This window comes from Brevibacillus brevis NBRC 100599 (assembly GCF_000010165.1).
In the GTDB taxonomy this organism is placed as follows: domain Bacteria; phylum Bacillota; class Bacilli; order Brevibacillales; family Brevibacillaceae; genus Brevibacillus; species Brevibacillus brevis_D.
On the sequence record NC_012491.1, the window covers coordinates 2,948,422 to 2,972,620 of the forward strand.

At 47.0% G+C, this 24,199-nt stretch carries 22 protein-coding genes and 1 riboswitch; of the genes, 20 read left to right on the top strand and 2 right to left on the bottom strand.

Translation table 11 applies throughout. The features are described 5' to 3' along the window. The 14 genes from cntD to BBR47_RS14410 all read left to right on the top strand — a co-directional run bounded on the left by cntD (position 1) and on the right by BBR47_RS14410 (position 15,757). Complete coding sequence (cntD, locus tag BBR47_RS14345) at positions 1-822, top strand: staphylopine uptake ABC transporter ATP-binding protein CntD (protein WP_015891123.1); 822 nt, start codon at positions 1-3, stop codon at positions 820-822. Beyond that, a complete protein-coding gene (locus BBR47_RS14350; RefSeq protein ID WP_015891124.1) occupies positions 809-1,552 on the top strand; it encodes an ABC transporter ATP-binding protein in 744 nt (247 codons plus the stop codon). The genes cntD and BBR47_RS14350 overlap by 14 nt, the downstream gene beginning before the upstream one ends. Before the next feature lie 50 nt (positions 1,553-1,602). Beyond that, entirely contained in the window at positions 1,603-2,793 is a 1,191-nt protein-coding gene (cntE, locus tag BBR47_RS14355) for a staphylopine family metallophore export MFS transporter CntE (protein WP_015891125.1), read from the top strand. A 300-nt stretch (positions 2,794-3,093) separates the two neighbouring features. After that, positions 3,094-4,146 (top strand): PAS domain-containing sensor histidine kinase, encoded by a 1,053-nt coding sequence (locus BBR47_RS14360; protein ID WP_041749424.1) that lies wholly within the window; start codon positions 3,094-3,096, stop codon positions 4,144-4,146. Beyond that, positions 4,143-4,787 carry a response regulator gene (locus BBR47_RS14365; RefSeq protein ID WP_015891127.1) on the top strand — a complete coding sequence of 215 codons (645 nt, stop codon included), beginning with the start codon at positions 4,143-4,145 and terminating at the stop codon, positions 4,785-4,787. The genes BBR47_RS14360 and BBR47_RS14365 overlap by 4 nt, the downstream gene beginning before the upstream one ends. A 132-nt stretch (positions 4,788-4,919) precedes the next feature. Further along, positions 4,920-6,119, top strand: coding sequence for an FAD/NAD(P)-binding oxidoreductase (locus BBR47_RS14370; RefSeq protein WP_015891128.1), 1,200 nt, complete (start codon positions 4,920-4,922; stop codon positions 6,117-6,119). A 118-nt stretch (positions 6,120-6,237) separates the two neighbouring features. Continuing rightward, entirely contained in the window at positions 6,238-7,656 is a 1,419-nt protein-coding gene (locus BBR47_RS14375; RefSeq protein ID WP_015891129.1) for an MBL fold metallo-hydrolase, read from the top strand. A 37-nt stretch (positions 7,657-7,693) separates the two neighbouring features. Then, entirely contained in the window at positions 7,694-8,488 is a 795-nt protein-coding gene (locus BBR47_RS14380; RefSeq protein WP_015891130.1) for a sulfite exporter TauE/SafE family protein, read from the top strand. 122 nt (positions 8,489-8,610) lie between these two features. Further along, positions 8,611-8,715: riboswitch (SAM riboswitch) on the top strand. Between the two features lie 109 nt (positions 8,716-8,824). After that, complete coding sequence (locus tag BBR47_RS14385) at positions 8,825-9,757, top strand: ABC transporter permease (protein ID WP_015891131.1); 933 nt, start codon at positions 8,825-8,827, stop codon at positions 9,755-9,757. A gap of 4 nt (positions 9,758-9,761) precedes the next feature. Further along, positions 9,762-10,709 (top strand): ABC transporter permease, encoded by a 948-nt coding sequence (locus BBR47_RS14390; RefSeq protein ID WP_015891132.1) that lies wholly within the window; start codon positions 9,762-9,764, stop codon positions 10,707-10,709. 13 nt (positions 10,710-10,722) lie between these two features. Beyond that, a complete protein-coding gene (locus BBR47_RS14395; protein ID WP_015891133.1) occupies positions 10,723-11,745 on the top strand; it encodes an ABC transporter ATP-binding protein in 1,023 nt (340 codons plus the stop codon). Next, positions 11,738-12,694: an ABC transporter ATP-binding protein gene (locus BBR47_RS14400; RefSeq protein ID WP_015891134.1), complete on the top strand. Its 957-nt coding sequence runs from the start codon at positions 11,738-11,740 to the stop codon at positions 12,692-12,694. Before BBR47_RS14395 ends, BBR47_RS14400 begins: the two co-directional genes overlap by 8 nt. A 27-nt stretch (positions 12,695-12,721) precedes the next feature. Further along, entirely contained in the window at positions 12,722-14,353 is a 1,632-nt protein-coding gene (locus BBR47_RS14405; protein ID WP_015891135.1) for a peptide ABC transporter substrate-binding protein, read from the top strand. A gap of 141 nt (positions 14,354-14,494) precedes the next feature. After that, the gene (locus tag BBR47_RS14410) at positions 14,495-15,757 is read left to right on the top strand and encodes an aminopeptidase P family protein (protein ID WP_015891136.1); all 1,263 of its coding nucleotides are present in this window, start codon (positions 14,495-14,497) and stop codon (positions 15,755-15,757) included. Positions 15,758-15,841: 84 nt separating this feature from the next. Here the strand turns inward: BBR47_RS14410 and BBR47_RS14415 are convergent, their stop codons facing one another. Further along, positions 15,842-16,246 (bottom strand): VOC family protein, encoded by a 405-nt coding sequence (locus BBR47_RS14415; RefSeq protein WP_015891137.1) that lies wholly within the window; start codon positions 16,244-16,246, stop codon positions 15,842-15,844. A 138-nt stretch (positions 16,247-16,384) separates the two neighbouring features. On the opposite strand from BBR47_RS14415, the gene BBR47_RS14420 reads away from it, so the two are divergent. The 5 genes from BBR47_RS14420 to BBR47_RS14440 all read left to right on the top strand — a co-directional run bounded on the left by BBR47_RS14420 (position 16,385) and on the right by BBR47_RS14440 (position 22,199). Next, entirely contained in the window at positions 16,385-17,332 is a 948-nt protein-coding gene (locus BBR47_RS14420; RefSeq protein WP_015891138.1) for a helix-turn-helix transcriptional regulator, read from the top strand. A gap of 262 nt (positions 17,333-17,594) precedes the next feature. Continuing rightward, positions 17,595-18,995 carry a helix-turn-helix domain-containing protein gene (locus tag BBR47_RS14425; RefSeq protein ID WP_015891139.1) on the top strand — a complete coding sequence of 467 codons (1,401 nt, stop codon included), beginning with the start codon at positions 17,595-17,597 and terminating at the stop codon, positions 18,993-18,995. 356 nt (positions 18,996-19,351) lie between these two features. Continuing rightward, positions 19,352-19,582, top strand: coding sequence for an aspartyl-phosphate phosphatase Spo0E family protein (locus BBR47_RS14430; protein WP_081437239.1), 231 nt, complete (start codon positions 19,352-19,354; stop codon positions 19,580-19,582). 129 nt (positions 19,583-19,711) lie between these two features. Further along, on the top strand, positions 19,712-21,202 hold the full coding sequence (locus BBR47_RS14435) for a PLP-dependent aminotransferase family protein (RefSeq protein ID WP_015891141.1): 1,491 nt from the start codon (positions 19,712-19,714) through the stop codon (positions 21,200-21,202). A 46-nt stretch (positions 21,203-21,248) separates the two neighbouring features. After that, entirely contained in the window at positions 21,249-22,199 is a 951-nt protein-coding gene (locus BBR47_RS14440) for a D-alanine--D-alanine ligase (protein ID WP_015891142.1), read from the top strand. A 66-nt stretch (positions 22,200-22,265) separates the two neighbouring features. Here the strand turns inward: BBR47_RS14440 and BBR47_RS14445 are convergent, their stop codons facing one another. Continuing rightward, positions 22,266-22,823, bottom strand: coding sequence for a helix-turn-helix domain-containing protein (locus tag BBR47_RS14445; RefSeq protein ID WP_015891143.1), 558 nt, complete (start codon positions 22,821-22,823; stop codon positions 22,266-22,268). 265 nt (positions 22,824-23,088) lie between these two features. On the opposite strand from BBR47_RS14445, the gene BBR47_RS14450 reads away from it, so the two are divergent. After that, positions 23,089-24,111 carry a MerR family transcriptional regulator gene (locus BBR47_RS14450; protein ID WP_041749426.1) on the top strand — a complete coding sequence of 341 codons (1,023 nt, stop codon included), beginning with the start codon at positions 23,089-23,091 and terminating at the stop codon, positions 24,109-24,111. Positions 24,112-24,199: the final 88 nt, after the last annotated feature.

Below are 24,199 nucleotides of genomic sequence, written 5' to 3' on the forward strand. Positions count from 1 at the left end.
ATGAACATTTTGGAGGTAAATAACCTGAAAATCTGGGACAGCCGCAATGATCGAGTGATCGTTCCAAACAGTTCATTTCATGTGAAGCAGGGAAGCTGTCTGGCCATTGTTGGAGAAAGCGGAAGCGGGAAGTCGGTTACGTGCAAGGCCATCATGAGATTGAATAAAGCCGGGATTCACCAATCGGGAGACATTCTATTACGAGGAGAAAACCTCATGGAGCTCTCCGAACAGGAGATGAGGAAAAAGAGGGGAAAGCAGCTTTGCATGATTTTACAGAATGGCATGCGTGCCTTTGATCCCTCTTGCGTGGTGGGCGTTCATTTAAAGGAGACGCTAGTGGAGCATTTTGGATGGAGTCGTGACGAAATCACAACCAAAATGAAAAATGCCATGGAAAGCGTCATGCTGAAAGACCCGAAAGAGGTAATGAATAAGTATCCCCACCAGCTGTCGGGTGGAACGCTGCAGCGGGTCATGATTGCGCTGGCTATCGTATTAGAGCCTGACATTCTGATTGCTGATGAACCCACGACAGCACTCGATACAATCTCGCAGTTCGAAGTGGTTGAACAGTTCCTGCAATTGCGTGATCGAATGGGCTGTTCCATGATCTTCATCTCTCACGATTTAGGAATTGTCAAATTAATGGCAGATGAGGTTCTCGTCATGAAAGAAGGAGAAATTGTTGAAAACGGGACGACCGAAGCCATCTTCTCTGAACCGCAGCATACCTATACCCGTTACTTACTCTCCACGAAGCTGCCGATGAATCAACATTTTAAGAGGGTCATGGGAGGAGTTAGTATTGCTGAGCGTTGAGTGTGTAGAGAAATCATACAGAAAAGGCGGATTGTTCTCAAGGGAAAGAGAGCAAGTGTTGAGTAACATTAGCTTCGAATGCAAGTCTGGGGAGTGTTTCGGCATCATCGGAGAAAGCGGAAGTGGTAAATCGACATTAGGAAGATTGCTCCTGGGGATAGAAAAGCCTGATCGAGGTACCGTCTTGTTTGAGGGCAAAAAAGTAGAGGATCGAAAAGTAAGAACAGGGAATATCAGCGCTGTATTTCAAGATTACACTTCTTCGATCAATCCATTATATACAGTTGAGGACGCCATTCGGGAGCCTTTGCAAATAAAAAGACGGGGACGAAAAGATGTTCGAAGCGAGATTGACCATTTATTAAGTCAAGTAGGGTTGGATCCTTCCTATCGAAAGAAATATCCTCATGAGCTATCAGGGGGGGAGGCTCAGAGGGTATGCATAGCGAGAGCCATTTCAACGGAACCGAGATGCATTCTATTCGATGAAGCAATCAGTTCATTGGATGGGTCTGTGCAAATGCAAGTGCTTGATTTACTAAAAGACTTGAGAAAACGTTACAAGATTAGCTATATCTTCATCACCCATGATATACAGGCTGCCGCCTATATTTGCGACAGAGTCATGGTCATACGAAATGGTGAGATCGAAGAGATTGTGAGGGTTGAAGAATTAAAAGATGTTCAATCCGCCTATACGAAGAAACTGCTGCAAATGACTATTGCTTAAAGGAATTGGCAATGAGAGTGAGCAGAGGATCAGAGGAAGGAGCAAGAGCTATGAGAGGGGCTCTGTCTTGGCCATTTTTACGATTATACATATTGACTCTTTTGTATTTTAGTGCGAACTCAATTCTGAATGTCATTATTCCGTTAAAGGGTGCAGAGTTGGGTGCAACCAATACAACAATTGGAGTCGTTATGGGAGCGTATCTGTTTACAACCATGTTTTTTCGGCCGTGGGCAGGCCATATCATCCAAAAACATGGCCCAATCAAGGTGCTCCGCACGATTCTTATTTTCAATGGAGCGGCTCTCATTTTATATACGTTTACTGAATTAGAGGGTTTTATTGTTGCCCGTATTCTGCAAGGGATGTGTACCGCTTTTTTCTCCATGGCCTTACAGCTAGGGATTATTGATGCGTTGCCGGACAAGGATCGTTCACAAGGGATCTCCCTGTATTCCTTATGTGCTTATTTGCCTGGTATTTTTGGCCCTCTACTCGCTTTAGGCATCTGGCAAGCGGGGGATAGCTCTTATTTTACAGTTGCCATGGTCACCATTGCGATCCTTACAGGAGTGGTGGGTTATAGCGCCAGCATCGACAAAAAAGTAGCAGAGCCTGCTCCGGGTCAGACTGAACAGGGAGCAACCATGCTTGGTTCTGTGAGCCAATTAGTCAAAAACCCGTATTTATGTAAATGCAGCGTCCTGATGCTGGCGGCATCCATTATATTTGGAGCTGTGACAACCTTTATACCGCTGTACGCTGTACAAATTAACTACGGGAATGCGGGAATTTTCCTGATGCTTCAAGCGGGTACCGTCGTATTATCGCGGTTTGTGTTGAGAACGAAAATTCCGTCAGATGGTAAGTGGCGTTCCTCTTTTATGATGGGAATTATGCTCATTCTTGCAGTAGCGGCGTTAAGTGTAAGCTTTTCTAGCGTGGGTGGAGCAGCCTTTCTCTACGTAGGGGCCATATTAATGGGAATTGCTCAAGCCCTTCTCTATCCTACGTTAACGACGTATTTGACATTTGTTCTGCCAAAGACGGATCGCAATGTGTTAATCGGGTTATTCATAGCTATGGCCGATTTGGGTGTTTCTCTGGGAGGAGTCATCATGGGGCCAGTCGCTGATCATTTCTCTTATTCCTTTATGTATATGATTTGTGCAATCTTAGGCGTAACGATGATCATTTTTGCCTATGAACGAAGCAAAAAAAGTTCTGCAGGATTACGATAAGACCGATGATGTTCATTGCTATAGCTCAATCGTGAAAGGAAGAAAACGGTTATCCGTAGATCGTCGTTGGACACGGAGGAAAATATTCAGGTGGCAAGCCGAGTGCATGTTAGGAGATGATACCTAGCGTTTACTCGGCTTTTTCATACGCAGATGCGAATCAAAACACAGTATCTATTTGACCATCATTTAGCGTCACAAAAGATAGGGGAAGGTACCTATTTGAAAGGTGCTCCCCGTCTTTTACGATGGGGTCATAGGGGAAATGATCTCAATATCTTTCAGTATGGAGGACCGAAAATGGAACGCTATGGTGAAGAAGGAAAAGCGATGGATAACGGGTATCTGAAGCAAATCTTCGATCACTTGCAGGACGGGATTATTCTCATGGATCAAGAACGAAAAATTATGGTGATGAACCCATCCGCAGAGAAAATGACGGGTTGGATACGAGGAGAAAAGGTCCCGTTCTGCTCCTACTGCCAAAACAGAGAGTTGGAACCGGGAGAAGAACGATGTTATTTGCTCGCCAAACGGGAGGTTCCCTATTTTCTCTCTGCGATGCCTACCTATGAAGGACGGTACGTAGACATGGAGATGAGCACGGCTGTCATCTATGAAAATGGTGAACAAAACATGCAGGATGTCCTATTAGTTTTAAAAGATATGACGGTCAAGAAAAAAGAAGAGGAGGTCAGAATCTCCAAGCAGGTGCTGCAAAAAACACTAGAAGCTCAAGAAAATGAACACAAGCGCCTGGCCCGGGAACTGCACGACGGCGTAGGTCAATCCTTGTATTCTGTTTCAGTAGGTATTCAGGCAATTCAAGCACGCCTCAATGAGAGGGGACAATTCCGGGAATTCATGCAAGAGATTGTGAATGAGCTGGAAAAAGCGATACAAGATGTCAAGCTGTATTCTCTACAGCTGCGTCCGCATAGTCTCGATCAGCTGGGGCTGATTCCTACCGTACAGCATCTTGTTTCTAGCTTGAACAAAGCACATCAGGATGTTTCCATTACCTTTTCTTACAGCAATGTTAGTGATCATTTTCAGCCAAACTTGGAAATCAATCTGTACCGTGTCATCCAAGAATCCTTACATAACGCACTGAAATACGCGAAGGCCACACTCATTGAAGTCATCTTGTACAAGGAAGACGACCTACTGACTCTGCTCATTCAGGACAACGGAATCGGATTTGTGCGCGATCAGGTTCAGGTTGGTCTGGGCCTCAAACATATGGAAGAACGAGTGGATCAGATGGAGGGGACTCTTCAGATTCAATCCGTCCTCCTCGAAGGTACATCGATCAAGGTAACGGTAGCAGGACAAGGAGGGAGAGTAGAGTGATACGAGTGCTTTTGGTTGATGATCACACGATGATTCGGAAGGGATTGCGTGTGCTTCTCGAAAGTTACTCTCAAATTAAAATTGTCGGAGAGAGTCATACAGGCAATGATGCCATCTTGAAAGCCAATCAGCTGAAACCCGATGTAGTGCTGATGGATTTGTCATTGCCGAACGGGTTGGATGGGTTTACCGCGAGCAAAGAGATTCGCAAGTCGAATCCTTTGGTGAAAATCGTCATATTGACCATGCATGACGAGGAGATTTTCGTCCAGGAGGCCATCACGGTCGGAGCCCATGGCTACATTTTAAAAAACAGCCATGGAGAACTGCTGTTTCAAGCCATTGTGGAGGTTTACAGAGGCAAGTGCTTTTACAAGACTTCAGTATCGCAAGAAATCATCAATCTATGGCTGAGATCGGATGCCAAGACGTTGCCTTCTGTTTTAACGCTGCGTGAAAAGGAGCTTGTCAGACTCATTGTGCTTGGCTATTCCAATAAAGAAATGGCGGATAAGCTGTTGATCAGCGTAAAAACCGTGGAGAACCACAAAACGAATATCATGCAGAAACTAGGATTGGATTCCAAGCATCAATTGATCCAATACGCCATAAAAAATAGATATCTCGATCTGGCGTTTTAATGGTATGAATCCAAAAGTAGGGGACTTCCCCTATATGGAAAAAATGTCAGCGGAATAAACTGAATAGAGAGACTGCATCTTATGAACGGTCATCGTATGATTGGAAACCAAATGGTCATCGAAGGAGGAGCTATGGCAAAACAAGCTCATTATACGGTTGTGATCGTGGGAGCAGGCTCAGCAGGTATCTCTGTTGCTGCCCGTCTCGTCCGTGCTTCCAAAAGGCTCATAGGACAAGTCGCCATCATCGATCCCGCATCCAAACATTATTATCAGCCTTTGTGGACATTAGTCGGAGGTGGTGCCGCGAAAAAGGAGGAATCCGAGCGTGATCTCTCCTCTCTGATTCCCACAGGCGTTGACTGGATCTGCGATGCGGTCACCATGTTTCAACCGGAACAAAACACGCTTAGTACGAAGCAGGGGGCTGTCTTTTCCTATGATTACCTCGTTGTTGCTGCCGGACTGCAACTTGATTGGGAGGGGGTAAAGGGTTTGAAGGATGCCGTCGGAAAGAATGGCGTTTGCAGCAATTACGCATACCAAACGGTAGAAAGTACATGGGAAGCCATCCGGGGTTTTAAAGGCGGCACTGCCATTTTTACCCATCCGAATTCACCTGTAAAATGCGGCGGAGCCCCTCAGAAAATCATGTATCTGGCCGATGATTACTTTCGCAAGTTACATGTTCGCAACGAGTCAGCGATCATTTTTGCATCAGCGAAGGGAAGTATTTTTGACGTTCCCACGTATGCCACTACCCTCAATAAGGTCATTCGTCGCAAGAACATCGAAACGAGATACAAGCATAACCTACTGGAGGTACGGGCGGATACCAAAGAAGCCGTCTTCGAGAATCTGGACACCAAAGAGCAGGTAGTATGGAAGTATGACATGCTTCATGTGACCCCTCCCATGAAAGCGCCCGATTTCATTGCAAACAGCGCATTGGCAGACACAGGAGGCTGGGTCGATGTCGATCCATTTACGCTTTTGCACAAGAGATTTCCCACTATTTTCGGCATTGGCGATTGCACGAATCTTCCCACATCCAAAACCGGAGCTGCTATTCGCAAACAGGCGCCTGTGGTTGAGAAAAACCTGCTCGCGCTGATCAATGGTAATCCATTGACTGCCAAGTATGACGGTTATACATCCTGCCCACTCGTAACGGGGTACAACAAGCTGGTACTCGCCGAATTTGATTACAACCTGAAGCCGTGCGAAACCTTTCCTTTTGACCAATCCAAAGAAAGATTCAGTATGTACCTGATGAAAAAAGAACTGCTTCCCATCCTTTATTGGAATGGCATGCTAAAAGGATTGATGTGAGGCAGTTTTCGAAAGAAGGGGGGACATCCATTTTGCCGATCTGGAATCACTCCGGTCTGCATGAGTTACTCGCGGAAAAAGCAAACAAATAATTGACAGGTTAAGGGAGGAATACACGATGTTATTGCGTTACTTTTATGATGAGAAGCTGGCCCATGCATCTTATCTGGTCGGCTGCCAAAAAACCGGGGAGGCGATTGTGATCGATCCCGCACGCAATTTGGCTCCTTATTTTCAGGTCGCCAAAGCAGAGGGAGTAACCATTGTAGCCGCCGCCGAAACCCACATTCACGCTGATTTTGTATCTGGTGCCAGGGAACTGGGCGCACTTCATCAAGCGAAGCTGTTTTTATCCAATGAGGGCGATGAAGATTGGAAATATCAATACGTGAAAGGCTTGAACCATCAGCTTGTGCACGATGGGGATCGCTTTTTTATCGGAAACTTGCTATTTGAAGTCATGCATACCCCTGGCCATACGCCTGAGAGTATCTCCTTCCTTTTGACAGACCTTGGAGGGAATGCAGATCGCCCTATTGGGATCTTCACAGGAGATTTCGTCTTTGTCGGCGATATCGGCAGACCGGACTTGCTCGAAAAAGCAGCGGGAATGAAGGGGACGTCCGAGTTAGGTGCAAGAGCCATGTTCCAGTCCCTCCAAAAATTCAAGCAACTGCCGGATTATATGCAGGTATGGCCAGCCCATGGCGCAGGAAGTGCTTGCGGGAAAGCACTGGGGGCCGTGCCGTCTTCTACCGTCGGCTATGAAAAGCTCTTTAACTGGGCGATGTCACACACGAGTGAAGAGGAATTCGTTCAGGCGCTCCTGGATGGACAACCAGAGCCGCCAACGTATTTTGCCGTGATGAAACGCGTGAATAAGGAAGGCCCTGCCTTGCTAAAGGAGCTTCCTGTTGTTCAAGAGTTCAACTCGCTAGAAGCGGTAAATAAATCACTGGAAAACGGACAGATAATTGATACGCGACCTTTCCACAAATTTGCGAAGGGTTATCTGGCGGGAACACTTCATATTCCCTTTAACAAGTCATTTGCCAACTGGGCAGGCTGGATTGTCGATTACGATCGCCCCGTTCACATCCTGACCACCCCATATGAGCTGGACGAGATTTTGCAAGCCTTGCATGCTGTAGGGATTGATCATGTCACAGGCTTTATCGACAGCACCAAGCTAATGGAAAGTGAAGTGTCTTCGCTCGAGACAATTGAAGAGGTAACACCGCTAGAGATTGCAGAGCGCGTGGAAAAGGGAGAGGTTCATGTAGTAGATGTACGTAATCTGGCTGAGTGGAAGGAAGGACATATTCCAGATGCACAGCACATCATGCTCGGTTCACTCGCCATGCGGCTAGATGAGATTCCTCACGATAAACCGCTTCTCGTACAATGCCGTTCCGGTGCCCGATCTGCCATTGGCGCAAGCATTCTTAAAGCAAACGGATTCAAGGATGTAATGAATTTGAGCGGCGGTATCTTACAATGGCAAATAAACGGCTTGGCAGTAGTACAACGAGGATAAAACGAAATCAAAGCGAGTCGCTGCAAAGGGTGAGCCTATGACTATCGACCTAGTGATCACACTGTTTGTTATCGGTTTCGTGGGATCGTTCATTTCTGGTCTCGTTGGAATCGGGGGCTCCATCATCAAGTATCCGATGCTTCTGTACATTCCGCCCGCCCTTGGATTCGTTGCTTACACAGCTCACGAAGTATCCGGAATAAGTGCCGTCCAAGTATTTTTTGCCACCCTAGCCGCTGTTTGGACTCTGCGCAAAGATAAGCTTATTCATTACCAGCTCGTTGTGTACATGGGAAGTGCCATTATTGTCGGGAGCTTGCTTGGAGGATATGGAGGGAAATTTCTTTCGGCAAATGCCGTCAATATCGTTTACGCCATCCTGGCCACGATCGCTGTAATCTTGATGTTCCTGCCAAAAAAGCGAGTGGACGAACGTGAACAGACGACCGAGGTTATCTTTCATAAACCAACAGCTGTCTTATCTGCTTTGACGGTCGGAGGTGCCTCCGGAATTGTCGGGGCAGCGGGCGCTTTTATTTTGGTTCCCATCATGTTGATCATCCTCAAGATACCGACAAGAGTTGCGATTGCGTCCTCTCTTGCCATCACTTTTCTATCTTCCATTGGATCGACGATAGGGAAATGGATGGCAGGGGACATATTGCTGTGGCCATCTGTGATCATGGTAATCGCCAGCATCATGGCAGCGCCGCTCGGTACGAAGGTCAGCAAACGTTTGGGCACGGAGATTCTCCAATCCATTCTTGCCTTGTTGATCCTAGCCACCACGATTAAGATTTGGGCTGACATCCTCCTATTCATACGTGTATGAAGATTTACTTTTTTCACAAATAAAATAAAGAAAAATCAATTGTCATGGAACAGTATTGACATATCCGAGTAAAATGATAAGATAAAAAAGAATTTTACAATGAAATTAAATTTCATAGAACATTCTTATCGAGAGTGGTGGAGGGACTGGCCCGATGAAACCCGGCAACCTTGGTCTGATTGACCTTACGGTGCTAATTCCTGCGGAGTTAATCTGCGAGATGAGAAGGTGGGAAACGTGCAATCGCCCCTCTTCTTTTCGGAGAGGGGTTTTCTATATTTATAATCCGTAGTATTCATATCGTTTTACTTTTTATTATTTAAAGGAGGAAACAACGTGCTTTATTATGCAGTCAAGCGTGGCTTTCTCATGATCGTTACGCTGTGGATGATTGTCACGGTAACGTTCGTGACGATGCACCTGATTCCAGGTGATCCATTCGCATCAGATGCCAAAATGCTTCCAGAAGAAGTGGTGAAGAACATGCGAGCGGAGTACAACCTGGATCAGCCAATCACGGTACAGTACCTGCTCTATCTAAAAGGATTGCTGCAATTTGACTTAGGGCCCTCTATCCAGTCCAAGACGAGGGATGTGAACACACTGATTGCAGAGGGATTTCCCGCATCGGCTGTTCTGGGACTCCAGTCGTTTATGGTCGCGCTGGCAGGTGGAATCACACTGGGAATCGTAGCGGCACTCTATCACAATCGGACCTTGGATTTCTTGTCTATGTTTGCTGCCATCATCGGGATATCCGTCCCCAGTTTTATTCTCGCGCCACTGTTGATCAAGTACTTAGCGGTCAAATGGGAGCTTTTACCCGTCGCTGCATGGGGGAGCTGGGAGCACTCGATTCTTCCAACACTTGCGCTCTCTATCGGTCCGCTCGCCATCATCGCCCGCTTTGTACGAGCCAGCATGCTTGAGGTTTGGCAACAGGAATACATAAGCACGGCAGAGGCCAAAGGGCTTGGCACCTTTTCCATTGTCGTTAGACACGGGATGCGCAATGCCATCCTGCCTGTTCTTACCTTTATCGGTCCGCTGTTTGCCAACCTGATGACCGGAACCTTTGTGGTGGAAAAGATTTTCGCCATTCCCGGGCTCGGCAAATATTTCGTGGAAAGCATTTTTAACCGCGATTATCCCGTTATTTTGGGAACGACTGTGTTTTACAGCTTTGTGCTCATTTTTACTTTGTACATCATCGACCTGCTGTATCGGGTGATTGACCCGCGCATCAGATTAACGAGTGGAGGGAAGTAGTCTTATGGCCAATCAGGCAACACAACTGGATTCCCTGTTTCGTCCAGTCGACCGAAACCGGCTTTCTGAGGAAATTCGGGAGCGCCCGAGTCTTGGGTATTGGCAGGAGGTATTGCAGCGGGTTTCCAGTAACAAGCTGGCAATGCTGGGGTTCTTCCTGCTCGCAGCAGTGGTGACCCTCTCAATCATTGGTCCGTTGCTCGTTCCCCACAGCCCACATGAACAGTCTTTGACGAAAGGAAATCTGCCACTGTCGGGCGAGCACTGGTTTGGAACCGATGACTTGGGGCGGGACATGTGGGCACGTACCTGGGCAGGCGGACAAATCTCTTTGTTTATTGGTGTGGCGGCAGCAGCCACCGACCTCGTGATTGGTGTATGCATCGGCGGGATATCCGGTTACATGGCAGGGAGGAACAAGCTGGGCGACCGTGTAGACAACATCCTGATGCGGTTGGCCGAAATTCTGTACAGCATTCCGTATCTGCTGGTGGTAATCCTGCTGATGGTGGTACTGGAGCCTGGACTCGCAACAATCATTATTGCCCTTTCGCTAACTGGCTGGGTGGGGATGGCCCGCCTGGTCAGAGGACAAATCATGCAGATCAAGCGGCAGGAGTTTGTTCTGGCCGCAGAAAAGCTGGGCACCTCTCATACCAAAATCATCATCAAACATCTGCTGCCGAATACGATCGGCGTCATCATCGTCAACCTGACCTTTACGATTCCGCACGCGATTTTCGCCGAATCATTTCTCAGCTTTCTTGGACTGGGTGTGCAAGCGCCAATAGCCAGCTGGGGAACCATGGCCAACGACGCGCTGGCGGTTATGCTGAGCGGACAGTGGTGGCGACTGTTTTTTCCGGGATTCATGATTTCGCTTACGATGTTCGCTTGCAATGCACTCGGGGACGGTTTGCAGGATGCACTGGACCCACGGATCAGGAAATGAGGGGGAGTACATCATGAAGCCTTTATTGGAAGTAGATCAGCTACGCGTCTCCTTTCGCACGTACGGTGGAGAGGTGCAGGCAGTAAGAGGGGTTTCCTTTTCTGTGAAGGAGGGAGCGACGCTGGCGATTGTGGGGGAAAGTGGCTGCGGAAAAAGTGTGACGGCTCGGGCATTGATGGGGATGATTCCACCACGAACAGGTCAGGTAAAAGGCGGCAGCATTCGGTTTCGCGGGCGTGAACTCACTGGGCTGACGAAGCTGGAATGGCAGCAGGTTCGCGGCTCGCAGATCGGTATGATCTTTCAGGACCCGATGACCTCGCTGAACCCCACGATGAAAATCGGTCAGCAGATTGCGGAAGGGCTGATCAAACATCGAAAGCATACGAAGACGGAAGCAAAGGAAGAGACGCTGAAACTGCTAGAGAGGGTAGGTATTCCAGAGGCGGCGAGGCGATTTGAACAATATCCGCACGAGCTAAGTGGAGGAATGCGGCAGCGTGTCGGAATCGCTATGGCGCTAGCCTGCCAACCGCAGTTGGTTATCGCAGATGAACCGACGACGGCGCTCGACGTGACCATTCAGGCGCAGATCCTTCGTCTGATGAAGGAATTGCAGGAGCAGTTGCACACCTCGATCATTTTGATCACCCACGATCTGGGCGTTGTCGCAGAGGTGGCCGATCATGTAGCGGTCATGTACGCAGGTGTAGTGGTGGAGAGCGGCCCGGTGGGAGAGATTTTTGACAATCCGCGCCATCCGTACACACAAGGGCTGTTGCAGTCTGTGCCACGTCTTGATGCAGGTAAAAAAGAACGACTGATTCCCATCGAGGGGACACCGCCGGATCTATTTCGTCCACCTGCCGGCTGCCCTTTCGCCGCCCGTTGCCGGTTTGCCATGGAAATTTGCCTGGAGCATATGCCTCAATCAAATTCGTTTTTCAATCAGCATGAGGCGAGCTGCTGGCTGAACGACCCGCGTGCCCGGGGAGTAGAAGCGTGGATGGTAGCAAGGAGGGAGACACATGGGTGACAACTTAGTAGAAGTGGAGAATCTCGCTAAATCGTTTGAGATTGGCAAAGGCCAACGGGTTAGAGCTGTTGACCGCGTCTCTTTTGAAATCAGGCGAGGGGAGACGCTCGGAATCGTTGGGGAAAGCGGCTGCGGCAAGTCTACGCTGGGCAGGACGATCGTAGGCCTGTACCCGGCTACTACAGGGCGCATCCTGTTTCAAGGCAAAGACATCGCCAGGATGGATCGACGTGAGCAACGGGAAGCGAACCGCCACATGCAGCTGATCTTCCAGGATCCGCAGGCCTCACTCAATCCGCGGTTGCGGGTAGGCGACATCATCGCCGAAGGAATCGACTCCTATGGATTGGCAAAAGGAAAAGAGCGAGAAGAGCGCATCTATCGGCTGCTGGAGCTAGTAGGATTGCACCCAAGCCACGCCAAACGTTTTCCGCATGAATTTAGCGGCGGACAGCGACAGCGTATCGGAATCGCTCGTGCGCTTGCGGTGGAGCCCAGCTTTATCGTGGCAGACGAGTCCATCTCCGCACTGGATGTGTCCATTCAGGCGCAAATCGTCAATCTTTTAGCTGATCTTCAGGCAGAGCGGTCTATCACCTATCTGTTTATCGCCCATGACCTGTCGATAGTGAAGCATATCAGCGACCGGATTGGCGTGATGTACCTGGGGCAGATGATGGAGCTTGCACCGAGCGAGGAGTTGTTTGCCACGCCGCTGCATCCCTACACGCAAGCCTTGATCTCGGCAATGCCCGTCTCCCATCCAGCACAGCGCGAAGAACGGGAGCAGATTGTACTGACTGGAGAACCACCCAGCCCGATTCATCCGCCAAGCGGTTGTCCGTTTCGCACCAGATGTCCGGTTGCCCAAGGCGTTTGCTCCGAAATAGCACCGGATTGGAAGGAGGTGAGGCACGGACACTGGATCGCTTGCCATCTTGTACAGTAGACAGAGGAGAACAAGGAGGAAATCATCATGAAAAAGGGATTGCTTACTTTTGTTGCATTGTTAGCTCTCGCTGTGCCTGCGCTTTCTGCGTGCGGCAGCGATAAATCAGCTGCATCTTCCGATCAACAGACGGGGACAGCCATCAAACAAGTCATGACCGCTAACCTGCGGGGCGAACCGTACACATTAGACCCGGCATTCGCTTCCGATACCACATCGTACTGGGTAATTGATCATCTGTATGAAGGATTGTACCGATACAGCCAAAATGGAGACATCAGCGAAGGAGCAGCCGAAAAGGTGGAAGTCTCCCCGGACGGCAAAACCTACACGTTTACTCTGCGCCCCGAGATGAAATGGTCGAACGGCGATCCGGTGACGGCGCATGACTACGAATACTCTTGGAAGCGTGTGTTGAATCCACAGACTGCCGCCTATGAACCATCCGCACTCTACTACATACAAGGCGCTGAGGCATACAACACGGGCAAAGGTAGCGTGGATGACGTTCAGATCAAGGCAAAGGATGACCGAACACTCATCGTTGGACTGAAAGATCCGATCACCTATTTCCCGAAAATCATGATGAGTCGCGCCTATCTGCCAGTGAACAAAAAAGTTGTGGATGCAGACAAAAACTGGGCGGCCGAAGCGAAAGGCATCGTGACCAATGGCCCGTACACCGTGGAGAGCTGGGACCACAATAGCCAACTGACGATCGCCAAAAGCCAGAGGTATTGGGAGAAAGAAAAAGTAACGATGGACACCGTCCACTTCAAGATGGTAAACGAAGCGACCACCTACTACCAGATGTTCAAAACAGGAGCGCTTGATCTGATTGATTCCCTGCCGATCGACGTGATTGAACAGGAAAAAGAAAAAGAAGAGTACAAATCATTCCCGGACTACAGCATTTATACGTACACGTTTAACGTAGAGGAAAAGCCGTTTACGAATGCGAAAATTCGTCAGGCCTTTTCCTACGCGATCGACCGGGACATCCTGACGAAAAACGTGACCAAGGGAGGCCAGCTTCCAGCGTACGGCTATACGCCATTTGGGGTGAAAACTCCTTCGGGTAAGGACTTCCGAGAAGAAGTAGCGCCTTACTATCAGTTTGATCCCGTCAAGGCGAAGCAGCTCCTGGCAGAAGGCTTAAAGGAAGAAGGGTGGACAGAGCTGCCGCCGATTACACTGAAATACAGCACCGCGGAAAACCACAAGAAGATCGCCGAAGCACTGCAAGAAATGTTCAAGCAAAATTTGGGTGTTCCAGTGAAGCTGGAGAATCAGGAGTGGAAAACATACATCGATACGTTCAAGCAGAAAAACTTCCAGATTGCCCGCATGGGTTGGGGCGGCGATTACCTTGATCCGCTCGCGATGCTGGAGCTGTATACAGGGAAAAGCTCCCGCAATTTCACCAACTGGGCCAATCCGAAGTTTGACGAGCTGATCGAAAAAGCAAAGGTCGAGCAAAACGAGGAAGCACGGATGAAGCTTTTGCACGACGCTGAAACCATTTTGATGCAGGATATGCCAGTCATCCCGGTTTATTTCAATAACGAAAACTACCTAAACAGCAAAAAAATCGAAGGCATCCGCTTCAGTGTAACCGGCACACCGGACCTGCGTTGGGCGAAAAGAGTGGCAGAGTAACGTTTCATAAAATGCGGTCGTAGTCTACGATAACAAGGAGCAGTTTGCCTAGAGCAACTGCTCTTTATTGAAACTCGTTTCCCAAATGATGAAAGTATCCTACAATAAGAAGAAACTCACGAACGAGGGGGTATAAAACCAATGACAGGAACCTTACATTCAATAGAGTTCATCAATCGCCGTCAAAAACTCGCGGAAAAAATGCCTGACCACAGCGCAATTGTCCTATTTTCGGGGGTTGTCAAGACACGCAGCAATGACGATAAATACCTGTTTTCACCGAACCGCAACTTCTATTATTTAACCGGCATTGCGCGCAGCAACCTCATTCTCATGATCACGAAACGCGCTGGTATCGTGAACGAAACGCTATTTCTTCAGCGCCCAAATGAACTGGAAGCGAAATGGACAGGGGCCGTCTTATCGGATCAAGAGGCGAAAGAGCAGTCTGGTATCGAACACTTCGACTATCTCGACGAGTGGCTGGAGTCATTTGGAACCTTTATGAGACGCTGCGAAGGCAAGTGCTCGCTCTATCTCGACTTGTATCGCTATCAGTGGAGCGACGAGCTGACCCCTGCTGAGACTTTTGCCGAAGACGCGCAGAAGAAATATCGGACCCTGCAGATTCACGATGCGGGCCCATGGCTGAAAGAACTGCGTATGTTGAAAAGTCCAGCAGAGATCGGAGAGATCAGACGTGCGATTGCGATCACGGATGAAGCAATCCGTCGCATGTGGTCGCATGCACGTCCTGGAATCATGGAATATGAGCTAGAGGCGTATTATGATTTCACGTTGAAGTCGCATGGTGTTCGCGAGCTTCCTTATTTACCTATCATTGGTAGCGGTATCAATGCTACGATCTTGCACTATGAAGCGAATAATCAGCGTGCAGAAGATGGTGACTTGGTCCTCCTCGACCTCGGTGCAGTATCGAATTACTATGCAGCTGATATTTCACGAACGTTTCCCGTGAACGGTCGCTTTACAGAACGTCAGAAAGCGATCTATCAGCTCGTGCTCGAAGCAGAAATCAAGACCATAGAAGCAGTCAAGCCTGGTGTCACACTTACACAACTCAATGATGTGACGAAACAAGTCCTGACAGATGGCCTGCTACGTCTCGGTCTCATCCAAGACAGCAGTGAGCTGTCCAAATACTACTATCATTCCGTGTCCCATCACCTTGGACTGGATACGCATGATGTCTCGGATTACAGTGCTCCTTTGCAACCCGGTATGGTGATCACGATTGAACCAGGTCTGTACATAGAGGAAGAAGCGATTGGCATTCGGATTGAAGATAATGTGTTGGTAACAGTAGACGGCTACGAGGTGCTCTCATCGCAGATCCCGAAGGAAATCGAGGAAGTGGAATTGTTGATTGGGAAAAAGGAATAGCGAACGTTTAAAAGAAGCGGTACGATGAACGTTATAAAGCTCCGGGGTTCCCCTCGGAGCTTTATAGCGTTGATTCTGGTATTTTCAGCTCCAATTGCTTGTTGTATTATTCATGTAGAATTGGAACGTAATGTTATAACGGTCTTTCACCATTCCGAAGCAGGGACTAAATTCAGTTTTTTGCAACGGGAACAACACTTGCCCTTTTTCGCTCAATTTATTAAACATTTCTTCAATCTCGCTTTGTTGCGTCGATGTTATACAAATATTCACCTGATTTCCGATTACACAAGGTTGCCCTGGAAAAAGATCAGCAACCATCATATCATTTTCTCCAGTTTGCAACACGGCATGGGCAATACGGTTTTTTCCTTCTTCAGGCAAACTTTCGGCATTCTTGGCTTCCCCGTACGTAGTTTTGAACAGTAATTTCGAGTTCAACGCTTCTTGGTAAAACTCAATCGCTTCCGTAGCTTTTCCATCCAGCATAATGAACGACGTTTGCGCATTGACATGTAATCAATCTCCTTTTAAATGAAATGGTCCAATTTTTGCTGTTTTGGACTTCATTAGCATCGTAACGTAGAATAGTGACAATATTTGTCGTAATAAAAAAAGGAGTTTCTCATGGCAAAATCTAAAAGACTGATCGAGATTATGATGGCCGTCAACAAAAAGAAATCTTTCAACGCCAAACAGCTTGCCAGTGAATTTGGAGTTTCCACGCGGACGATTATGCGGGATATGCAGGAGTTGAGCGCATTAGGGGTTCCTTTTTATTCGGAAGTCGGTCCGAATGGGGGATATAAGATGCTTAACGAGAGAATGCTGCCCCCGGTTGCTTTTACGGAAGGCGAAGCGCTTGCTGTCTTTTTTGCCAGCCATGCATTGAGGCACTACGCGAATCTTCCGTTTGAGGCGGAAACAGATTCAGTGTTGCGCAAATTTTACTCTTATATGTCAGAAGATATTCGGGACCGTATCGACCGGATGCGGGAACGATTTGATCTAGTTACGCCGATGAGACATACAAGCACGCCATATTTGAGCTTGTTGCTGGATGCTGCGATCGATCAAAAAGTGGTGCGCATAGAGTACGAATCGAAACAGGATAAGCGGTTAAGAGATGTTCAGCCGATCGGAATATATGCCAGCAACGGGTTTTGGTATTGTCCGGCCTATTGCTTTCACCGCCGCGATTTTCGCTTGTTTCGCTGTGACCGGGTTAGATCTGTTGAACTGATCGAACGAAAAGCGGTCGATTTGACGCAAGTGCATACAGGAAACTGGGACTCTTACATTGAAGAGGAGAGTCCGGCTATGGAACTTTATGTTGAGCTTACTGCAACAGGGGTGCAGAGATGTGAATCCGAACTGTGGCCGGCGCACAAAATGCAAATTCATGTTCGAGAAGACGGCACGGGATGGCTGGGCCATCGAATCCCCACGAGCAGCCTTCCATTTTTCGGCCATTTTTTTATTGGATTGGGTACGGATGCAAAGGTAAAAGCGCCAGACGAGTTGATTCATGTTATGAGAGAAATGCTAGACAAACTAATGGCGCAATATCAGTAAAGACTGTCCAACACGAAGGCTGCTTGATTGGTCACGTTTTTGGGGTGACACGGCCCGAAAGTTCCCGTTAGCGCGACAGCAAAAGCCCGGCTTGCACGAATGCTGGGCTTTTGCTGTCAGATCAGTAAAGATTGATAATTGAGTCTAAAACTAACTACTTTTTTTATCTTCGAACAGTAAAATGATAAAGTTATGTCTTAAGTATCTTCCAAAAATAACCATTTGGTTGTAAAATAAAGCAAAACTAAAAGGGTGATCCATTATGGGGGGACTGCAAGGGACATTGCACCAGTCGCTGCGGTCAGAAATCGAACAACATCGGAGAGCACGCGGTTATACATTGAGCAAACTAGGGGATTTAACTGGTATTAATCCGGGGACATTGAGCGAGATTCTAAACGGGAAGCCGCCTCGGGCTATTACGATAAGTCAATTAGACGCGCTCGCTGAGGTGTTTGGCTACGAGCCAGGCTGGATGTATGAACTTTATCCCGATGAATGTTTATATGAAGGGAAAATTTCGCGCCCCCGATTGATACCTTACTTGATTCGAAGCGCTGAGAATGGGCGAAAGGATTGCATCGAAGCTGTTGCCTCCCAATTATTGGAGAATCCCAAAAATATCTCCATCCTTTTTACTGTGGCAGAGCAATTATATGAGGATGGAAAACTGGGAAAGGCGGTGCCATTCTATGAGTACGTAATTGAGAACGAGAAAGATAGCTACTCTACCCAGTTTGTGATGAGTCACTACCGATTATTTCAGGCAATTCTCGGGACAAATGCGGATGAAAATGAGAAGGCTGTTATTCGCTTTTCGCCATATCGAAAGCGATTACCCGAAACGGATCAATTAGATGCTTTGTTAAATTTGTCGAAGGTTTGTTTCACTTTGCAAAAATGGAGTGAAGCAGAAACCTACGCAGATGAGCTACGAGGGCTTTCCAACATTTTTTATCAAGATAAGCTGCAAAAATGCAGAAAAAATCGAACGACAGAGTTGATAAAAACAGAACGTCCGCTTGTCTACTACTACGGAATGGGTTATTTGTATAAAGGATTAGTCCTACAGATGCAAGGCGCTTATTCCCAATCCAAAGAATATGTACAAGCATACGCCGATTTACATTGGTTTGAACTTCTGGACGATGAAGGGATTAGAATCGTTGAGCGGTTTACTGTCTTTGCGAGAGCGAATTTTTACACACTGGAAGTATTAATGGGGAATGAAAAAATTATTAAGGAATATACCGATTATCTGGCGGAGCAGCCTGTTGAAATACTTCCGGGCCTCGTTACGATTATGGAAGCAGCAAATAAATATCATTTTTGTGTGGATGAGGTTTTATTACGCCTCTCTGGCGATATTGCTAGATTCCATGAACGAACAATGTTGGTGAATATGGTTCAGCACCTCCAATATCGATATCAGAAAGCAAAATATGATTTTACAAAGGGACGCATTGAAAGTGGAATCAATGAAACCTTGCACTGTTTCGTTCTATCGGATTTGATGAATCGACATTATGATGCTCTGCAATGTGTACAGTTGTTTGAAAAATATCGCCATCTTGCCTCGCCATCACAAATCCTCCAATATCAAGCCATTGTAATTGGAGAGAAGAAGGCTGAAGCTACATGTATAGACGAGTACGAGTTGTAGGACGATGTATCAACAATCACGAAAAAGATGATAAGTAGAGAGGATGAAAAAGAATGAAACATGTATTCCTAGCACTTCTTCTAACGTTTGGGTTTAGCAGCGGCATCGTGTACGAACCACAAAAGTCTGACACAGCACACGTCATTAATTATCAGCATGGTGCAGATTTTTAGAAAATAGTTGATAAGATACACACAAAAAAACATCCTTTCGATAGGATGTTTTTTTCTATTCCATTTTTCCTTAGTTGGTGATTTCTTGCATATTCATTTATAGTTATTAATGTCATATTTTGTAAATCATAGGAGGTGCTTAACATAAAAGCTCTTGTAAGTTCATTAGAAAGGGACGTCTCTGTGCACCGAGGAACATCCCCGAAAAGCAAGTGCACGATCTGGGGCGCGGGAATAGAAGCAAGTCGCCACCACTTGGAACTAGAAACAAGCATCGAACAACTTCGACAGCAAATGATTGAATTGGCCGGAAAACATGGTCTTACAAGTGACGTAGTTTTGGGGGTAAGCCAGCAATTGGACAAATATATTGTAATGGCGCAAAACAACCATAAAACGGATAGCATCTGGTAAAAGGATACACTAGCGGCCTACTAAAAAATGATTACGAAAGAGGAACCACCGAAGGATGAAAAATCCAGTACGGTGGTTCTTTTTTTATCTCGTCTCCCATGCCATCATTATAGACGGGGGCGATGAAGGATGTTCCAGGATTTCAGACTTGTTGGTGACCGTCCAGTCGCGATACAAGTGAAAGAATACGTCAAACGCTTAATAATCAAGGGTGCGCTTCAAGCAGATCAAAAGCTGCCCTCCACAAGAGAAATGAGCAGTCTGCTAAAGGTGAGCCGCAATACAGTCATTGCTGCCTACGAAGGCCTAGAGGATGACGGATTTACGTATGCGATTCCAGGAAAAGGCAGCTATGTAAGCACTATGGTGTGCCATTTGGCTGCAAATAACGGTGATACGGAAGGCTCTGCCGCATGGCAAATCGACTGGAAGGCACGAATGAACGAATATGCTGTATCCGCTGTAGAACTGGACATGATGAAACAGGGCATACGCGGCAAAAAAGCAACCATTTCATTCACAAGCATCGCGCCGGATGAGCAGATTTTTGATTTGGGGGATGTAAGGCGAGCCTTTATGGATCGGATGGCAATCGAAGGGCAGGTTCTGCTCAACTACGGCTATGCCAAGGGCTACAAGCCACTGATCGATTACTTGATGCGCTATATGGAGAATAAAGGCGTCGATGTAAGCGGTAAGGATATGCTGATTACAAGCGGGTTTACAGAAGGTTTCGATATCGTGTTGTCGGCAATTCGTCCTTCTTCGCGCCGTGGAGCAGCCATTTGTGAAAATCCGACTCATCATACAGCGATCAAGAATTTGCAGCTGCAAGGATTTGAGATAACCGGCATTCCGATGGAGAGTGATGGTATTGATGTGGAGCAGCTTGAGGCGGTATTGCAGAAGCAGACAAACAGCTTCGATTTGGCCTATTTGACTCCTTCCTATCACAATCCGACAGGCATAGTCATGTCGCCGGCGAAGCGCAGTGCTGTTATGAAATTACTGATGCACTATCAGATTCCGGTGATCGAGGATGGATTCAATGAGGAGCTGCGCTACTCGGGAGCGCATGTTGCGCCATTAATCGCAACAGCAGGGCAAGGGAACGGAGTCATCTATATTGGTAGCTTCTCCAAGGTATTGTTCCCTGGATTGCGAGTGGGCTGGGTGCTTGGTGACAAGGCATTGCTAGACCATCTGGAAAGCATGAAGCGGGCACGCACCATTCATACCTCAACCATCGATCAATCGATACTCTATCAATATTTGCTGAATGGAAATTTCGATAAATATATCAAAAAAGCACGCATGGAATACAAGCGCAAATATGAACTGACAAAAGCCTGCTGTGAAGCACATCTCCCTGAGGCGCAGCTATCTGGCGACGGGGGCTTGCATTTGTTTCTTACCTTTCCGTCAGTCGTAAATACACGCCAGCTTCTAGAAGCTTGCACAGAACAGGGTGTCATTTTTACACCGGGGGACAAATTTTTTATTCAAGAAGGAACAGGGACGAATACGTTGCGACTCGGTTTTTCACGAGTAACGGATGAAAATATCGAGCGGGGTATTCGGATAATCGGCAAACAGGCGCGTCTCTTACTTGAGACGTAACGATTACAGACCGCACAACCATTTGGAAGAAAAATGAGGTGTCATCATGAAGATAGGCGTTATTATGGGTGGTATTTCTTCGGAGCGTGAGGTTTCTCTGAAGACTGGTCAAGAGATGATCAATCATTTGGATCGCAGTCGCTATGAGGCCGTTCCTATTGTCATTACGCAGCGAGCAGATTTAATCACGCAGGTTCAGCAGGCAGGCATCGATTTCGCACTGTTGGCGCTGCATGGCCAATATGGTGAGGATGGCACAGTGCAGGGAGCGCTGGAGACACTCGGTATCCCCTATACAGGAAGCGGTGTACTGGCAAGCAGCCTATGTATGAATAAGCAACTGTCCAAGATGCTGCTGAAGACGGCAGGTATTCAAACGCCTGCTGGTCTTTACTGGAAGGACGTTTATGATCCACAGGCGGTGGAGCAATTGGGCTACCCGGTGATTGTGAAGCCAAATTTGGGGGGATCCAGCATTGGTGTCCAGCTAGTGCAAAATGAGAAGGAGCTGCTGTCAGCTGTTCAGGAAGCCAGTTATTTGGATCAGGGGATCTTGATTGAGCCCTATTTGAAAGGGACGGAGCTAACCTGCGCGATACTGGATGGCGAGGTACTACCGATTATCGGCATTCGTTCGGCGCATTCAGAGTGGTTCGACTACCGAGCGAAATATGAGGATGGCGGCGCGGAGGAGAAGGTGATCGAGCTTCCTCCCGATATCCAGCAGCGAGTGCGAGAGGCGGCCCTCGCCAGCTACCAACTGCTGCAGTGCAAAGTCTATGCAAGGGTCGATATGATTTTGTGTCAGGATATGCCTTTGTGTCAGGATATGCCTTACGTACTAGAAGTGAACACCTTACCGGGGATGACCGCTAACAGTCTGTTTCCAAAGAGTGCAGCAGCAGCAGGTATGACCTTTACACAGGTACTGGACCGTATTATTGCGAGCTCGCTACATGAGCGGAAACGGGAATGGGGGAACTCTGCAAACGGATAGCATCTATCTAGTGATCTAACACTAACGGAAGAGAAACCCTACATGTAGTGGGGTTTCTCTTTGCTTTCATTGACTGGAGTAGTGAATGATTACCGAACACTTTACGATACGATCTCCGTTGTTTTGATAAATGTGTGGCCTGTCCGCTTTAAAAATGAGAGTATCTTCTGGCTCAACGACATAAATTTGTTCATTAACAACAACCTCTAGCGTGCCTTCGTTTACGAGAATAAATTCTTCAACCCCAGTTGTATGCGGTTCTGCGATATGCTCGCATCCTGGTTCAAGGGTTACTGAAAAAATCTCAAACTGTTGTTCAGGATTATAGGGGACAAGTGGATACACACGATATTGACCGTCATTTTCAATAATGGGGTTTACTTCCTTCTTTTTTACAATCGTAACATTCGGCTTGTATTGACTAATGAGTGAAGAGAAGGATAAGCGCAACCCACTAGCTATTTTCCAAAGGGTTGTGATGGTTGGAGCAGATTTACCTCTCTCAATTTGTCCTAACATCGTTTTGCTAACCCCTGTTATTTCAGAAGTTTTATCCAAGCTCAAGTTTCTTTCCTTCCGGATACGCTTTATGTTCTCTCCAATATTTGTGTGAAACTCTTCCATAAATGCCCTCCATTGAATTCGGACGTTATCTTACACGTATGCACGTTTGATTTCTAGAAATAAACTGTATATAGTTCGGAACAGACACTATATAGTCCAAAATATACGAAAAGAGATGCTATGTCTACGGAAAACACGATTTTATCAGGTGTTGATCAAGCGTGGTAATACTCCCATGGAGTCAACAACTACCTGGCTTTTTTATATTGTCACTTGAATCTCAAGCTACATGAGGTTTTATAATTGGCTAAAGGGGTGTTGTAACGTGCATGCAAAGGCGAGGAACAGATTAGACACCACACAAAATCAACAGAACGATCTAACAACAATGGAAGCGAAGTTCTCCATAGGACAAGTGGCGAAAATGACAGGATCTTCTGTACCCACTGTTCGATATTATGACGAGATTGGCCTTCTTTCACCTGCTGAGATAACTCCTGGAGGTCATCGTGTGTATACGGCAGAGGAAATATGGCGGTTAAAACTGATTCTAACCCTTCGCTATTTAAACTTTGGAATTGATGAGATTAAAAGAATGTTAGCTGGGGATATCCCTGTTGATAGGGCGATAGAATGGCAAATCGAAGCTTTGGACATCCAAATGCGTACGCTTGCCAGCATGAAGTCTATTTTGGAACATACAAAGCAGAGTGAGGATGGCAATGATTCTCTGAGCTATATGCACGAGCTAATTGAATCCATTTCTGCAGATGCTTTAGAACGGGAAAAGTTTATCTTGGAAAAAATGTTTTCGTCTGTTTTTCCTGAACAATTTCCGGTTGAATGGCGAAAAATTTTTTTACTAGGGGTTAACGTATCTTCATTGCTGGAAGGTAAGCCTTCGGCAGCACAAACGGCTGCATTAGGTGAGTTGGAGGAAATGTTTAATGATCCACAAATTGTCCGGGAGATGAAGGATGACGTTATCTCCTTCCTGGAGGTAGTTCATCTACCTAAAATCAGTGTGGAGATGTGGAGCGCAAGAATGCTTAAAAACCATAAACAGTTGTTGAAAGCAGCGGAGCAACATGCAACACCAGACAGTCCGGTCGTGCAGGCGAATATTCAAGAATATGTCTTTATGTTTGCCGATGTTGACGAACTCCCTGTCTCGCAGTCATTTTTTCGCCGATTTGCTGAAAGGATGCTCTCAGGCCAATCTGAAAATCTCGAACGCTTCAGAAGAATTTGGATAATTCTGTACCCTGGTCTGCAATCGTATATGAAAACAAATGAATTGTTCTACCAAGCATTACAGTGGAAGCTACAACAAATGGATAAAGAGTAATTATACGCTTTGTGACAGCTTGCGAAGGAGGTGAAATCGACTGTCCTCATAGGAAGTTATTTCCAAAAGGAAAGGAGAGGAGTTGGCA